Origin of the sequence: Proteiniclasticum sp. C24MP (assembly GCF_043951855.1) — a bacterium.
GTDB lineage: Bacteria > Bacillota > Clostridia > Clostridiales > Clostridiaceae > Proteiniclasticum.
In genome coordinates this window covers 1-14,663 of the sequence record NZ_JBINJW010000029.1, presented here as the reverse complement: position 1 = coordinate 14,663, position 14,663 = coordinate 1, and the positions used below count along the sequence as shown (strand labels likewise).

The 14,663-nt window shown below is 44.4% G+C and carries 14 protein-coding genes and 2 tRNA genes; 11 read left to right on the top strand and 5 right to left on the bottom strand.

From position 1 onward, the window contains the following. The first annotated feature begins 13 nt into the window (after nt 1–13). The 3 genes from ACHAL6_RS13805 to ACHAL6_RS13795 all read left to right on the top strand — a co-directional run bounded on the left by ACHAL6_RS13805 (nt 14) and on the right by ACHAL6_RS13795 (nt 3,011). Nucleotides 14–949 carry a GNAT family N-acetyltransferase gene (locus ACHAL6_RS13805; RefSeq protein ID WP_395271250.1) on the top strand — a complete coding sequence of 312 codons (936 nt, stop codon included), beginning with the start codon at nt 14–16 and terminating at the stop codon, nt 947–949. Between the two features lie 21 nt (nt 950–970). Continuing rightward, nucleotides 971–2,197, top strand: coding sequence for an MFS transporter (locus tag ACHAL6_RS13800; RefSeq protein ID WP_395271249.1), 1,227 nt, complete (start codon nt 971–973; stop codon nt 2,195–2,197). Nucleotides 2,198–2,381: 184 nt separating this feature from the next. After that, nucleotides 2,382–3,011 carry a hypothetical protein gene (locus tag ACHAL6_RS13795; protein WP_395271248.1) on the top strand — a complete coding sequence of 210 codons (630 nt, stop codon included), beginning with the start codon at nt 2,382–2,384 and terminating at the stop codon, nt 3,009–3,011. 134 nt (nt 3,012–3,145) lie between these two features. On the opposite strand, the gene ACHAL6_RS13790 is transcribed toward ACHAL6_RS13795, so the two are convergent. The 4 genes from ACHAL6_RS13790 to ACHAL6_RS13775 all read right to left on the bottom strand — a co-directional run bounded on the left by ACHAL6_RS13790 (nt 3,146) and on the right by ACHAL6_RS13775 (nt 6,310). Continuing rightward, nucleotides 3,146–3,652 carry a GNAT family N-acetyltransferase gene (locus ACHAL6_RS13790; RefSeq protein ID WP_395271247.1) on the bottom strand — a complete coding sequence of 169 codons (507 nt, stop codon included), beginning with the start codon at nt 3,650–3,652 and terminating at the stop codon, nt 3,146–3,148. 28 nt (nt 3,653–3,680) lie between these two features. After that, nucleotides 3,681–4,484, bottom strand: coding sequence for a DUF975 family protein (locus tag ACHAL6_RS13785; RefSeq protein WP_395271246.1), 804 nt, complete (start codon nt 4,482–4,484; stop codon nt 3,681–3,683). A gap of 93 nt (nt 4,485–4,577) precedes the next feature. Further along, nucleotides 4,578–5,198, bottom strand: coding sequence for an SOS response-associated peptidase (locus tag ACHAL6_RS13780; protein ID WP_395271245.1), 621 nt, complete (start codon nt 5,196–5,198; stop codon nt 4,578–4,580). A gap of 2 nt (nt 5,199–5,200) precedes the next feature. Then, nucleotides 5,201–6,310, bottom strand: a complete 1,110-nt coding sequence (locus ACHAL6_RS13775; protein WP_395271244.1) for an iron-containing alcohol dehydrogenase family protein — start codon at nt 6,308–6,310, stop codon at nt 5,201–5,203. Between the two features lie 169 nt (nt 6,311–6,479). Between ACHAL6_RS13775 and ACHAL6_RS13770 the strand changes: the two genes are divergently transcribed. From ACHAL6_RS13770 to ACHAL6_RS13740, 7 genes are all read left to right on the top strand, one after another. Further along, nucleotides 6,480–6,555: transfer RNA gene (locus tag ACHAL6_RS13770), tRNA-Lys, on the top strand. A 168-nt stretch (nt 6,556–6,723) separates the two neighbouring features. Beyond that, nucleotides 6,724–6,799: transfer RNA gene (locus ACHAL6_RS13765), tRNA-Lys, on the top strand. A 226-nt stretch (nt 6,800–7,025) separates the two neighbouring features. Further along, nucleotides 7,026–8,165 (top strand): aminopeptidase, encoded by a 1,140-nt coding sequence (locus ACHAL6_RS13760; protein WP_395271243.1) that lies wholly within the window; start codon nt 7,026–7,028, stop codon nt 8,163–8,165. Between the two features lie 43 nt (nt 8,166–8,208). Beyond that, a complete protein-coding gene (aroA, locus tag ACHAL6_RS13755) occupies nt 8,209–9,468 on the top strand; it encodes a 3-phosphoshikimate 1-carboxyvinyltransferase (protein ID WP_395271242.1) in 1,260 nt (419 codons plus the stop codon). Between the two features lie 198 nt (nt 9,469–9,666). Continuing rightward, the gene (locus tag ACHAL6_RS13750; RefSeq protein ID WP_395271241.1) at nt 9,667–10,944 is read left to right on the top strand and encodes a uracil-xanthine permease family protein; all 1,278 of its coding nucleotides are present in this window, start codon (nt 9,667–9,669) and stop codon (nt 10,942–10,944) included. A gap of 144 nt (nt 10,945–11,088) precedes the next feature. Beyond that, on the top strand, nt 11,089–12,636 hold the full coding sequence (locus ACHAL6_RS13745) for a Mur ligase family protein (RefSeq protein ID WP_395271240.1): 1,548 nt from the start codon (nt 11,089–11,091) through the stop codon (nt 12,634–12,636). A gap of 45 nt (nt 12,637–12,681) precedes the next feature. Then, on the top strand, nt 12,682–13,389 hold the full coding sequence (locus ACHAL6_RS13740) for an aspartate/glutamate racemase family protein (RefSeq protein ID WP_395271239.1): 708 nt from the start codon (nt 12,682–12,684) through the stop codon (nt 13,387–13,389). A gap of 67 nt (nt 13,390–13,456) precedes the next feature. Here the strand turns inward: ACHAL6_RS13740 and ACHAL6_RS13735 are convergent, their stop codons facing one another. After that, nucleotides 13,457–14,020, bottom strand: coding sequence for a cob(I)yrinic acid a,c-diamide adenosyltransferase (locus ACHAL6_RS13735; protein ID WP_395271238.1), 564 nt, complete (start codon nt 14,018–14,020; stop codon nt 13,457–13,459). A 283-nt stretch (nt 14,021–14,303) separates the two neighbouring features. Between ACHAL6_RS13735 and ACHAL6_RS13730 the strand changes: the two genes are divergently transcribed. Further along, nucleotides 14,304–14,507: a hypothetical protein gene (locus ACHAL6_RS13730; RefSeq protein WP_395271237.1), complete on the top strand. Its 204-nt coding sequence runs from the start codon at nt 14,304–14,306 to the stop codon at nt 14,505–14,507. The last annotated feature ends 156 nt before the right edge of the window (nt 14,508–14,663 follow it).

Genomic DNA, 14,663 nt, shown 5'->3' with positions numbered 1-14,663 from the left:
TAACAAGGAAATTATGAATAAGACTAGAGTTTATATGGAAGAGATCAATGATACTGAAGGCAGAGAGTTCATCATAAGAGATGAAGCAAGAATCACCATCGGCAGATTCACCATTGTGGAAAAAAACAGAGCAAACAAAAGCGTCATGATCCGGCTCAGATTCTACAGAGAAGGAGACAGGAATCTCTTGAGAGTATCCCTTGGCACCATGACGCGTGGATTTCTGAGAGACGGATCCTACTTCAAAATCAATGTCATCGTGTCCGATGATATTTCCACGGTTCCCTTCACTGAACTGGGATATACGCTGGAAGGGATTCTCGTCAACAACAGCTATCAGGACTCCAGAATCAGAAATGAGTATCTTTTCGGAACGGACAATACTAGATTCAATCAGTTCAAGGAATTCAAACTTCTTGCGCTGGAGGGAGAAAGGGTCAGTCTGAAACTGGCTTCTCCTGAAAATGCGGAGGATTATCTGATCTACTATACGGAAAACAGAGAATTTCTTAGAGCGCTGGAACCCCATAGAGACCCGGATTTCTATACGCTCAAGGGACAGAGGAAATCCCTTGATGAAAGCTACAAGCATTATATGAACGGGCTGGCCATCAATTTCGGGGTTTATTTCAGCGGGAAGCTCATCGGTAAAGTTCAGCTGTCAAACCTTGTTTACGGGGGCTTCAGAAGTGCCACTTTAGGGTATGCGCTCCATAAGGACTACGAAGGAAAAGGGCTCATGAATGACGCCTTGAAGACGGCCATAGCCTATGCATTCGAGGAGCTCATGCTGCACCGGGTTGAGGCATCCACACTGCTGGATAACTACAAATCACAGAATGTGCTGAAGAGACTGGGCTTTAAGCTGGTCGGCACCAATGAGAAATATCTCTACATCAACGGGAAATGGCAGGACCATTATACTTTTTCATTAATCAGTGAATCCTAATCAGATCTTAAGGAGGCCACCATGACAAAACAGGAAAGAAGCTGGATCCTTCAGGATTTCGGAAACTCAGCCTACTCCATCACCATAACCACCGCAATTTTACCTTTATTTTTTAAAAGCGTGGCAGCAAGTCATCTGGCTGACGCCACATCCACAGCCTACTGGGGATATGCCAATTCCCTGGCGACACTGCTTATTGCTCTTCTGGCACCTCTTCTCGGAACCATTGCCGATTTCAAAGGGGTTAAAAAGAAACTGTTCACAGCGTTCACGCTGGTGGCCATCATTTCATCGGCCATGCTTGCCACAGTGGGGGAAGGACAGTGGATCTATGCTCTGGTCATCTATGTCATCACAGCAGTAGCCTTTAACGGCTCCACAATCTATTACGATGCATTTCTCACAGATGTGACCACGGATGAGCGCATGGATGATATCTCCTCCAAGGGCTTCGGCTTCGGATACCTTGGTGGCACCATTCCGTTCATCATCTCTCTGGGAATTATCCTCAGTGCGGAGAACCTGGGTCTGACGGTAACCTTTGCCACCCAGATGGCGTTTCTCATCACGGCGGTATGGTGGATGATCTTCACCATACCAATGCTGAAAAATGTGAAGCAGAAGTACTACATCGAAGGAAAACCCTCGAAGATCAAAGAAAGCTTTGTGATGCTGGCAGCCACGGCCAAAGACATCGTGAAGAACAAGATGGTGCTTTACTTCATGATCGCCTATTTTTTCTATATTGATGGTGTTCATACGGTCATCACCATGGCAACTGCCTATGGTGTGGATGTGGGGGTGGACTCGGACAGACTGCTGATCATCCTGGTGGCGATTCAGCTGGTTGCATTCCCCTTCGCCCTTCTGTATGGAAAACTGGCCAAGGTGTTTGGTGCAAGAAAGATGATCATGACAGGAATCATCACCTACACAATCATTTCCATCTACGGATTCTTTCTGAAGACGGAACTGGATTTCTGGATTCTGGCCATGATGGTCGCCAGTGCTCAGGGAGGAATCCAAGCCCTTTCAAGATCCTATTTCGGGAAACTGATCCCTAAGAACAAGTCGGCTGAATATTTTTCCATCTTCAATATCTTCGGGAAAGTCTCCTCGATTTTCGGACCGCTGCTTATGGGTATCGTCATCAGTATCACAGGAGAAACAAGATACGGCATTTTAAGTCTTATCATACTTTTCGTTCTGGGCGCTTTCTTCTTTCTTAAAATAAAGGATGAGGAATAAAAGGGATTCGGGTATATTTTCCGCTTACACTTGAAATCTTACCCTATTGTCTATATACTAAATTAGGAATTTAACGCAGTAACCGAAGTGATGGAAATTACAACTGCATTGCGCTTCAGTGTAAAGCAAGATCTGTCTTCTTGACAGATAGAAGTGCTGAAGATGCAGATTTATGGAGGTAAACATGAACTATAAAGGAATTATTATTTTCGGAGAGATGGGATCAGGCAAGGATACTTTGGCTGACTTCATCATTGAGCTGGAGCCGAAGACGAAAAAATACGGTCTTGGAGATATCATAAGAAGCATGAAGCCCATTGTTTCCATTTCTCCTGAATGGCTTGGAAATGAAAGAGGATTCTTCCAGCTCGTTGCAGATAAGCTTCGAGAAATCGATATGAACATCCTGAACAAGTACGCATTGTCCAGAATGATCACGGAAAATGCAGAGCTTCATCCTGTGGCTCAGGAGACAAAGTGGGATGACATCTATGAGAATCTCAACAGAGTGAATGAGAACATTCTGCCTATGATCGTCGGTGGAAGAACCAAAGACGACTTCGATTTCTGGAAGAAGGCCGGGTTCCTTATTGTAGGAATCACAGCCACCAAGGAAAACAGGTTCCAGAGACTGGTGGAAAGAGACGGAGAAGAAGTGGCAAAGAACAGCAATCCGAATCACAACACGGAAAAAGAAGTGGCTGCGCTTGTTGATAAAGCAGACTTCATTGCGAACAATGATGGAAGCCTGGAAGATCTGAAGGTGAAAGCACAGGAAGTGCTGGATTTCTTCAGAAACAGCGAGATCAACTAGAATAGACATAGTAAAAAACATCCCTGCCTGGCACGAGTTTAATGTGCCAGGCAGGGATGTTTTTTGTTTCGTCATGAATAATCGAAGGAAAAGATCCATTCGTTTCTCTTCCGATTTCATTAAAGATCCCATTGCTATGAAATCTTCAGTGTGTAGCGCATCTCTGTAACAGCCTTACCGATGTGCACTTCTTTCACTGCACCATCATGGATAAATCCTGTTTTCACATAGAAATCTCTGGCGCTGAAATTTTCTTCCAATACCCACAAAGAGACATGAGTAAAGCCTCTCTGATCTAGCTCACTTATTCCCCAGGATATCAGCATGGACCCGAACCCCTTTTTCCAGTGTTCAGGCAGAAGATAGATTCCCCAGATTTCTCCCCATTTCTCATTCAGATCGGTATCTCTGGATTTGCCGATGCAGATCATACCTATTGCCTGACCATGATGAAAGAGAATGGCATCTTCCTCCCAGCCTTCACGCAGTGCTTTTCTAAAATAGGAAGTTCTTCTTTCTGCTGTGATACCGCCTAGAACCTCATCGGAAAGGATTCCCTTATAGGCTCTTTTCCAGGATGCGGAATGGATGGCACCTAATAGTTCAGCATCATTTGCATCAGCATAACGGATATGAATCATCTTCGTCCTCCCTTTAATGGATCCTCTTTTAGAAGTATCCGGGTGGAGCCACTTCCGTGCGCTCTTCCGGACTCTTCAGCACTTCATAAAGCTCTGTGACGGTGGCCTTTCTGTATGTGGTTACAAGCGGTGCAGCAAGACCCAGGGTAAGCGTGGCGAGCAGATACCAGCCGATAAAGGAGAGCTCCAGTATAAAGATGTTCATCTTCTGTCCCTGTGTCATCTCCGTGCTTAATGAGAATGCATCCTTATAGTTCATTTCAGGATGATCTGCCATGATGTAGGGAACCATGTAGAGTTTGAAGGTTTTTATGATTCCAGGAATGATCAGAAGCAGAAAGTGCAGGAAAATAAACAGGTTCTGGAGAAAGATCACCCCGACGCCGTTGAGATAATGTCCTGAACGGAAGGTATCGAAGAGATTCAGTGGTGTATTTTCTTCAGGTGCTCTTCTGTTGACGATAAAATATCTGGACAAGCCTATGGAAAGCGGGGCTGCCACAAATATCTGGTAGAGAAAGGAGAGGAAACTGGCCAATGCGCCGAAGAGAAGGAAGAAGGTGGTGAGAGGGTAGGAGATGAGATTATCGAAATAGTTTTCGCCGATGGTATAGCTCAGCATTTCGTTTCTGAGTTCCAATTCTTTTGTAGCATCTTCTCCCAGCTTAAGTGTAAGATTGCTGTTTTCACCGCCTGTAAGGATGCTGTAAAGTATGATGACCAGAACACTGATGAGAAAAGTGCCTTTCAGTGCCTTCTTAGCGTTGTTTTTCAGTTCGCTTCTTGTCCACATAAAATAATCCTCCGTTCTTCGTAAATAAATTGATAACATAATTATATACAATAGCAGCCGAAATACAATAAAAAGATTGAATTATGAAAGTGCTGAAATCAGAGCCATAAAAAAAGAAGCCGAAGCTTCTTTTTAGAATATGGACAACTGGGCATTATGATCTTCCTTTGTGATCAGAAGTCTTTCGGGATAGGACCCGATGATTCTTCTGACTTCATCCTCGGAAGATCTGGGATTAAGAAATGTTTGAACATCCTCTCTACTTACAATGAGCGGAGTCCTTGGGTGAATCTCGCTCATTTCCTTCTGTGATGCTCCAGTGATGATGGAAAACCGCTGGGTGATGCTGCCGTCATTTTCCGCGAAATTCTCGAAGACTCCACCCATGAACATGATCGGATCAGGTGTTCTCACAAAGTGCCTGATCTTTTCTTTTCCCTTCCATTCATAGAAGAGATTTGCGGGAACCAGGCAGCGTCTGCTGGCAGCGGCTTTTCTGAACATGGGCTTTTCGAAAATGCTTTCTCCACGGGCATTGAATACCAGTTTCTTATGCAGCGGGAATCCCCAGGTGGACTGATTCAGTCCGTCACTTGTTACAATAAGAGATTTCGAACCGGGATAGATGTCCTTCTTTTCATGGATATAGGAGGAAAGAGCATCTTCTTTGTATCTGTCTCTCACTTCACCCAGAACATCAATGATGTTGAGAATATCGTCCATGCTCAGTTCTAACTGAAATCGTCCGCACAATTCTAGGATTCCTCCTTTCTCAGCATCGTTTTATAAATGTTTGACAGATCCTGACGAGAAACTCTTTCGGGGTGATTCTTCAGCTTTTTCTCGCTAGACAGAATGTCATCCACATATTTCTTGATTTCCGCATCTGTCAGGCTGATGTTTCTGAAATTCAGAATTTCCTTCAGTATGTCGGAAAGATCTTCAATGGAATTCACTTTGATCAGATGCAGCAGTCTCTCCAGTTTATCCGTGTTTCTGAAATTCTTCAGATAACCCGGGAAGAGAAGACCGTTGGCGACACCGTGAGGCACATTTTTTTCAGCGGTGAGTACATAGCCCATGCCATGAGGCAGGCTTGTTCCAGTCTGGGAAATCACCATGCCGCCGATGCTGGATGCCATAAGAAGCTTCTCCCGGACTTCGATGCTGCAGTCTTTTTTTCTCAAAGGTTCGATACAATCTCCGAAAAGCCTCAGTCCTTTCTCTGCAAGGGTGTCTGTCAGAAGATTGGCTTTGGTGCTGAGATATCCTTCCGCAAGATGCGAAAAGGCATCCACAGCAGTACAGGTGGTGATGTCGTAGGGTTTATTCAGTGTGTAGCGTGCATCGAGAAAAGCGATATCCGGGAAGATTCTCTGTCCAGTGCTGCGGCTTGTGCCTTCTTCCTGAAGATACACCACAGAGTAGGGAGTTGTTTCAGATCCCGGGCCTGCTGTGGTTGGGACAGCTACAATGGGAATGCCTTCCAGATTCTTCAGGGACAGTATTTCCTTGGCCTGTATCTGATTCTTAAAGAGAATGGATATGGCTTTTGCCGCATCGATGGCAGAACCACCACCGACGGCAAGGATGAAGTCGATGCTGTTTCCTTTGTTCTCCTGATAGGCTTTTTCAATGGTTTCAAGGGTGGGCCTTTCCTGCACTTCATCAAAGATGGTGTATTTGATGTTTTCATTTTCAAGTGCTGTAATGCTGTCTTCAAGGGAACCGTTCAGTTTTGAGGACTGAAGGCCTGTGACGATGAGGCATTTATGCCCAAGCCCCCGAAGTTTTTTGCTGTTTTTCACCAGACAGTTTCTGCCTACAATAACGGTAGTGGGCATTCTGAATTTGAATTCGAACAATTTTGGATCCTCCTCTAAAGTTATTTATGCTGTAATATTCATTTCATGACTGATGACAATGGATATCATCTATTTCGGAAACGCCAAATTGTCATCAATTGAAAAAAATTCTCAGTGACTATTGACATTCCGGAGCTACATAAGTATAATAATCTTTGTCAGTAAATCTGGTTGATTAGCTCAGCTGGTAGAGCATGCGACTCTTAATCGTAGGGCCCAGGGTTCGAACCCCTGATCGACCACCATTTAATCCGGTATTATACCGGATTTTTTTATTGCTTTCGATGAATCAAGTCAAGTCAGTACTTTTCCCGATAGATGATGCAGCTGGAAAGTACAGGATATATTTTTTTTGAAATTTCTGGTTGACAACTAGTCCTCCACTGCGTATAATAAATTTTGTTGTTTAACATGGTTGATTAGCTCAGCTGGTAGAGCATGCGACTCTTAATCGTAGGGCCCAGGGTTCGAACCCCTGATCGACCACCATTTTAATCCGGTATTTATACCGGATTTTTTTATTGTCTTTTTTTCTTTCCTTTATTATAGTCCAGAACTTTGAACTTAATCTTAACGATTCCATTTTCTTCCGGAATTTCAATCCATATCAACAATAACTGAATACTGTATCTTTTTTGAGAATCCTTCAATTTAAGTTCATGGAGCCTGAAACGGGTGATATAATGGAAGAAAACAGTGTATGAGGAGAGGCTTTATGAGAGATGAGAGAGTAGAGAAACTGGCAAGACTGCTTGTTGAGTATTCCACCGAAGTGAAACCTGGAGATTTCGTCTATATTCGCGCGGATGAAGTGGCAACACCCTGGGCTAAAGCTGTCGCTAGAGAAGCGGTAAAGGCCGGAGGACATGTGGAGGTGGTACTGACTTCTGATGAAATCAGTGAAGTGATTCTGAAGGAATCCACAACGGAGCAGCTTCAGCAAGGCAACCTTATTAATGAAACGCTTCTTGAGAGAGCGGACGTGTGGCTTACAGCATGGGGTTCCAGAAACGTGAAGTATGCCACGAATATCGATCCGGAGAAAGTGAAGAATTCATCCATAGGTGCCAAGAAGTGGAGAAAGTTCTATTCTGAAAGAACAGGGGATGGAAGCCTTCGCTGGTGCGGTACGCAGTTTCCGGCCATGGGAGATGCCCAGGAAGCCGGAATGAGCCTGGAAGAATATGAAGATTTTGTCTATGGAGCAGGTCTTCTGGATAAGGACGATCCTGTGGCGGAGTGGAGAAAAATATCTGAGGAGCAGGAAAGATGGATCAGCTACCTCAATACGAAGAGAACCATCAGAATCGTATCTGGAGAGACGGATGTGACGGCTGAAGTGGCAGGAAGAAAATGGGTCAACTGTGACGGGAAGGCGAATTTTCCGGATGGAGAGATTTTTACTTCACCCATTGAAGATGGAGTGAACGGACATGTCCACTTTGAAATCCCTCTGATTTATGCAGGAAAAGAAATAGAGGGAATCCGGGTGAAGGTTGAGAAAGGAAGAGTTGTGGAAGCCTCCGCGGAAAAAGGGGAAGCGCTTCTATCCACCATTCTGGATACGGATGAAGGAGCGAGAACCTTCGGAGAACTTGCTATAGGCACCAATTATGGGATTAAAAACAGCACAAAGAACATCCTTTTTGATGAAAAGATCGGTGGTACATTCCATATGGCCATTGGAGATTCCTTCCCTGAGGCTGGCGGCAAGAACAGAAGTGTCATCCACTGGGATATGATCGGAGAGCTGAGAAAAGAAGGGAAGATTTATGCGGACGGGGAGCTGTTTCATGAAAATGGACACTTCATACCGGAAGTCCTGGAAAAATTTGAAGAACAAATGAAAAAGTAGGCAGCTTATTCTTAACTTGTCACCACAAATGGAGGTGGAGAACATGATCAAGGAACTTCATTACAATAAGGTGGAAGGAACTGTTATGGTGCCCTCTTCCAAGTCCTATGCGCACAGGGCTCTTATAGCGCTGTCGCTCTCAAAGGGGAAGGGGACCATACATCATGTGGATCTTTCTTCCGATATCATGGCAACGCTGAAATGCCTGGAGGATTTAGGAGTGGACTTCTTCATAAAAGAGAAGGACATCACCATTGATGCCACATCCTTCGGCATCAGGAGAGATCGGGTGCTGAAACCGGAGGAGTCAGGATCAACACTGAGATTCTTTATTCCCATCACACTACTCTTTGATGAGGTGTATGAATTCAGAGGAAGTACAAGCCTTCTGAGAAGACCTCTGACTGTGTACGAAGAACTTTTTCAGGACCTGGATATTATGATGTTCAGAGACAGTCTGGAAAGCATCGTCATAAAGGGGAAGCTTGAACCGGGCGACTTCTCCATGCGTGGAGATGTGAGTTCGCAGTTCATATCCGGCATGCTCATGGTGCTTCCGCTTCTTCCAGGAGACAGCACGCTGGCTGTAACCGAAGAATTTCAGAGTGAAAGCTATGTGAATATGACTGTGAATGTGATGCGGGATTTCGGTATAGAGATTCACAGGGAAAACAATACCTTTTTCGTTCCAGGAAATCAGGCTTATCAGGTGAGAGATTACGTGGTGGAAGGGGACTATTCCCAGGCAGCCTATTTTCTGGCAGCAGGTGCCATTGCGGGGCATGCCAGAGTGATGGGGCTGAATCACGCTTCCACTCAGGGTGATCGGGAAATCATCTCTATTCTTGAGAAGATGGGTGCCGCAATCAGTACCGTGGAGGACGGATACGAAGTTCGTAAATCCGAACTCCATGCACTGGATATCGATGTGTCGGATATTCCGGATCTGACGCCTGTACTTGGTGTGCTTCTTTCGCTGTCCAAAGGCACTGGAAGACTAATGAGAGTGGACCGGTTACGATTCAAGGAGTCGGATCGTGTGAAGACGACCGTAGAACTCATCAACGAGCTTGGTGGAGAGGCGAGAGAGGAAGGCAGTGATATTGTCGTCACAGGAAGAGACCATCTCATCGGTGGGAACATCTATTGCCATAATGATCATCGGATCGTCATGGCTGCATCGGTGGCATCTCTTGGATGCGTGAATCCTGTCATCATTGACGGATATGAGGCAGTCAGCAAATCCTACCCGGAATTCTTTCATGACTTTCAGAAGATTGTCGATGATCGTCTCTCGCATTAAATTTCTGGAATCAGAGAAAACTTCTTGATGTCTTTCTGAGCATATGTTATACTTCGTAGGAAGAAATCTTTAATGTGGTCCTGAGAGGCCGAGAAGATATTAAGCAGGAATAGTGGGCTTATTATACCTCTTGTCTCTAGGGACAAGAGGTTTTTATATTATTAAATGGGTACAGGGATGCCCAATAAGGAGGAAAAAATGGCAGCAATTACAGCAAAGAAAAAAATGGAAACGGAAAACAGGTTTATCGCCATCAATTCAGGGAAGGATATCATCTTAGCCCTGCAGCACCTGATCGCAATGTTCGGGGCAACGGTTCTGGTTCCGATGCTGACAGGTCTCAACCCTTCCGTAGCGTTATTCTCGGCGGGTGTTGGTACACTACTGTTTCATCTGGTCACCGGAGGAACGGTTCCGGTATTTCTTGGTTCCTCATTCGCATTCATAGCAGTTATAAACATTGTCAAAGAGGCCAACGGTGGAGATCTGGCGTATGCTCAAGGTGGAATACTTGTAGCAGGACTTCTGTATGTACTGGCTTCCTTTGCGGTAAAGAAGATAAAATATGAAACAATCAAAAAGATTCTACCTTCCTATGTGGTAGGGCCTATGATCATGGTTATTGGTCTTACACTTGTGCCAACAGCTTACGGAATGGCTCAGGGGAACCTGATCCTTGCGTCTGTGACATTACTCACCGCTCTGGGAATCAACCTCTTCGGCAAAGGAATGCTGAAACAGATGTCCATAATCACAGCGGTGGCTGTTGGATACATCCTCTCCCTTATTCTGGGACAGGTGGATACGACAATCATTACCAGTGCGGCACTTGTTGAAATGCCCGCATTCACTTTCCCTAAGTTCAGTGTCAGTGCAATCCTGACCATAGCACCTGTAGTGCTTGCGGTATTCATGGAACATGTGGGGGACATCACAACAAACGGACAGGTTGTAGGAAAAGATTTCATCAAGAAACCGGGTCTGCATAGGACTCTTCTAGGTGATGGACTGGCCACAGCTTTTGCGGCACTCATCGGAGGACCTGCAAATACAACATATGGAGAAAATACAGGAGTTCTGGCAATCACAAAAAATTACAGCCCACAGCTTCTAAGACTGGCTGCGGTATTCGCAGTGGTACTGGCTTTCGTAGGAAAGCTCGGAGGAACCTTAAGAAGTATTCCAACACCTGTCATGGGTGGAATCAGTATCATCTTATTCTCCATGATCGCGCTGATTGGACTGAAAACCATCAGAAAAGCATATGAAGACAAAGAAGTGAAAGTGGAACTGAAGACTGTTGTTACAGCAGCAGCCATCCTGATCATCGGTCTTGCACCAACGTATCTTCCAGCAGAGGTCGCATCCATCTTCTCTGTGAAGATCACAGAAGCGATTTCCCTGAGCGGATTAAGTCTGGCGGCGATTGCAGGAATCATCCTCAACACAATCTTCGGGTTCGCAGGCAGGAAATAGATCAGCAAAAGCAGGAGTGCTTACTCGGTATGCCCATTCGGGTATACCGGGTTTTTAATTTTCAGTATATAATTCACAAGAAGGATTATCACATTGCTGTCAGACTCTGATATAATGAAGAGAATTAATAAAGAAGGTGAAGAAATGAAGCTGAAGAAACTGATGGAAGGGTTAGAATATGTGGAATACAAAGGATGCTTTCCTGAAGAGCTGGAAATCACTTCCGTAACGAATGATTCCAGAAAGGTGAAGGAAGGGAGTCTTTTCGTAGCCATTAAAGGATACCTGCAGGATGGTCATGACTATATGGAAATGGCAGCAAGCAGAGGAGCTGTGGCGGCGGTCGTTACAGAATTTCGTGAGGATCTGGATGTTTTCCAGATGAGAGTGATGAATTCCAGAGAAACGCTATCTGTATTGTCTGCAAAACTGATGAATCATCCTACGAGAAAACTGAGGATGGTCGGAATTACAGCAACAAACGGAAAGACCACCACAAGTTACATACTTGATCACATCTATTCCATGGCCGGATATAAGACAGGCCTTATAGGAAGTGTCATGATCAAAGTAGGAGACCGCTTTGTGCATTCCGAACTGACCACTCCGGAAAGCTCAGATCTTCAGATCATATTTGATGAAATGGTGCAGGAGCAGATTGATAAAACGGTGATGGAAGTATCTTCTTCCGCACTGGAGCTGTACAGAGTCCATGATGTGGATTTTGATATTGTGGCCTTCAACAATTTCAGTCGTGAACATATTGATCAGCACGGTAGCCTGGAGAAGTATTATGAAGCGAAATCTTCACTGGTGAGAAATGCGAAAGAAGGCTCATTTGCGGTGCTGAATCAGGATGATGAAGCAACCTACAGATTAAGGGGAGAAACAAAAGCGCATGTAATCACGTTCTCCACTAAAGACGATACTGCAGATCTGTACTGCAGCGATCTGGATCTCAGCAGCGGGAGAGCAAACTTTCTTCTGAAAATCAGGCAGGATATTGTCGGTCTAGAAGGTGTAATCGAAAAAGGAGAGTATCCGGTAAGTCTTATGGTTCCAGGATTTCATTCCGTAGTCAATTCATTGTCCGCCATGGCCATGGCGCTGATTGATGGTGTCCAGATCAGGGATGTCATAAATGCTGTGGAAACCTTCGGTGGCGTGGAAAGAAGGTTTCAGTATATTTACGATGATGAGTTCATCATTATAGACGATCACTTCGCCAATGCGAGCAACATCGATATGACACTTGAGAGCCTGGTGAAATTGAATTATAATAAACTGCATCTGGTTTATGCCATACGCGGGAATCGTGGTCCTACAGTGAATAGAGAAAACATCGTTACTCTTCTCAAATGGAGAGATAAGCTGCATATGGATGAAATCATCGGCACGAAAAGCGAAGAATTTGTCATTTCCAAAGATAAGGTCACGGAGGAAGAAATCAGAGTATATAAGGAAGAACTTGGGAAATCAGACCTGAAGGTGATTCTATATGAAGAACTGAAAGAGGCGATATACTATGCCATTGACAAGGCGCAGCCTGGAGATGTCATTCTGCTGGCTGGTTCCCAGGGGATGGACCATGGGGCAAGAGTAGCCCTTCAGTACATCTATGATAAAAACGGACATAAGGATAAAGAAAAGCTGTTTGCACCATTAAAGGGCAGAGTCTCAGATATGGCGTAACGTTTCAAAGGAGTTGAAAAGGGAAGCCTATGGCTTTTTGAGAGTATGAAAGAGAAAACACTAGGCATCATAGGTGGTATGGGGCCTGAAGCTACAGCCCAGCTATATATGAAGATCATCAAGGCGACAAAGGTGAAAAAAGATCAGGAGCATTTCAGGATCGTCATCGACAGCAATCCCAAAATTCCTGATCGTACAAAAGCGATTCTGGGACTAGGAGAGAGTCCTGTGCCCTACATCATAGAAACTGCAAACAACATTGAGAAAATGGGTGCAGACATTGCCTGCATTCCCTGCATTACATCCCATTATTTCTATGATGAGATTATACAAGGTACAGATCTCAGAATCATTCATGCCCTTGAGGAGCTGAATCTGTATATTCATAAGGAGTTTCCAGGGACAACTAAGATCGGGGTCCTGGCGACCACGGGCACAAAGAACACCAGAATCTTTGACAGATATCTGAAAGACGTCTCCATCATCTATCCGGATGACCATGTGCAGGAAGAATGCGTCATGGAAGCGATTTATGGTGAAGGTACTGGTATCAAGTCTGGTGTAACCGACGGAAAGCCGGTGGAACTTCTGAAAAAAGCCGGTGAACATGTCATTGAAAACGGTGCTGAGGTTGTAATCCTGGGTTGTACTGAGATCGGGCTTGTTCTTTCAAGAGGCTCTTTAAGCAGACCGAGTATCGATCCGATGGATGTCATGGCTGAAGTCATGATTGCAAAGGGAAGAGAAGAATAGAGATGTTTACACATATATAGGGAAAGGACCCGCCAGATGGCAGGTCCTTTCCCTATATATGCAGTGACTATTTTTCCCAAGGGATGGTTTCAATCTCCTCGCCACCCAGTTCCTGATTTATGAATCTTGCCAGGGTGAAGAGATAATCGGACAATCGATTCAGGAATTTGTAAGAGTGTGGGAAGGGGTCGATGTTTTCTTCCAGAAGAAAACGGACGAACTGTCTTTCGCATCTTCTGGAAATGGAACGAACCACATGCGTATAAGTGGCTTCCTTCGTTCCGGAGAAGATGATGAATTTGGCCTGTGGTGGCATAAGTGCAGTCATTTCATCAATTTTCTCTTCCAATAGAAGGGCATGACTTTCATCGAATCGTACAATGGTAAAGCCGGAAGAGATTTCTGTGCCCAGATTATAAAGCCCGTTCTGGATATATCGGATGTATTCCATGATTTCTGCCTTGGAAGGAAAGTCCTTGGCTTCATCCAGCAGTGAATTGAGATAACCTAAGGATGCGTTGACTTCGTCAATCTGACCATTCAGTTCCAAGAGAGAGGATGATTTCAGCATTCTCTTGCCGCCTAGTGTTCCGGTTGTTCCTTTATCTCCTGTTTTTGTAACTATTCCCATTTTAACCTCCGAGTGTTTGTTTATGTTAACTTCTATTATAAAGAAGAATTCCCTTTGTGTGTCTAAAACATTGTAAATTATATGAGAATAATCATGTAATGTGCTAATTGCATTATGAAAGGAATCTGATATAATAGACAAGTCGTCTTTTTGAAAGAAGCCTTCTATAGTAACAGAAAAAGTGAAGAGAGACCCGTCTGGTTCTGGTCTATAATGGCTGAATCACTGGAACGGATAGAGATTGTTTCTGCTGATCTGCGGCAGCGTTTTGCTGGAAGACAGAGTGAAAGAATATGCAGCGGTGCGTCTCCTGATGGACCATTTAGTGGAAACCCGGTTCGTTCTGGTCCAGATATGGATGTTTTTTGAATCGGATCTGCTCGGTATTTTCATGAGCTTCAATGAAATTTGGGGCTATCAAATGATTGAGGAAAAGAAAACTCAAAAAATTTCCGGAAAAGTTGTTGACAGTGATAAGCTCAAATGATAATATATAGAAGTCGCCTGACAAGAGCGACAAACAACACAAACAGTTCTTTGAAAATTAAACAGAATATAGGTAAAAAACCAAAGTACCTTTTCGAGAAATCGAGAAAAACCATCTTCGAGCAATAAGAAGATGAGCAGCCGGGAAACCGGATGC

What these genes read in the sequence shown, in the direction of transcription:
- ACHAL6_RS13790 (WP_395271247.1), bottom strand. Translation starts at nt 3,652, where the DNA reads ATGATTCATATCCGTTATGCTGATGCAAATGATGCTGAACTATTAGGT.
- ACHAL6_RS13760 (WP_395271243.1), top strand. Translation starts at nt 7,026, where the DNA reads ATGAGAGATGAGAGAGTAGAGAAACTGGCAAGACTGCTTGTTGAGTAT.
- ACHAL6_RS13800 (WP_395271249.1), top strand. Translation starts at nt 971, where the DNA reads ATGACAAAACAGGAAAGAAGCTGGATCCTTCAGGATTTCGGAAACTCA.
- aroA (WP_395271242.1), top strand. Translation starts at nt 8,209, where the DNA reads ATGATCAAGGAACTTCATTACAATAAGGTGGAAGGAACTGTTATGGTG.
- ACHAL6_RS13795 (WP_395271248.1), top strand. Translation starts at nt 2,382, where the DNA reads ATGAACTATAAAGGAATTATTATTTTCGGAGAGATGGGATCAGGCAAG.
- ACHAL6_RS13805 (WP_395271250.1), top strand. Translation starts at nt 14, where the DNA reads ATGAATAAGACTAGAGTTTATATGGAAGAGATCAATGATACTGAAGGC.
- ACHAL6_RS13740 (WP_395271239.1), top strand. Translation starts at nt 12,682, where the DNA reads ATGAAAGAGAAAACACTAGGCATCATAGGTGGTATGGGGCCTGAAGCT.
- ACHAL6_RS13745 (WP_395271240.1), top strand. Translation starts at nt 11,089, where the DNA reads ATGAAGCTGAAGAAACTGATGGAAGGGTTAGAATATGTGGAATACAAA.
- ACHAL6_RS13750 (WP_395271241.1), top strand. Translation starts at nt 9,667, where the DNA reads ATGGCAGCAATTACAGCAAAGAAAAAAATGGAAACGGAAAACAGGTTT.
- ACHAL6_RS13785 (WP_395271246.1), bottom strand. Translation starts at nt 4,484, where the DNA reads ATGTTATCAATTTATTTACGAAGAACGGAGGATTATTTTATGTGGACA.
- ACHAL6_RS13735 (WP_395271238.1), bottom strand. Translation starts at nt 14,020, where the DNA reads ATGGGAATAGTTACAAAAACAGGAGATAAAGGAACAACCGGAACACTA.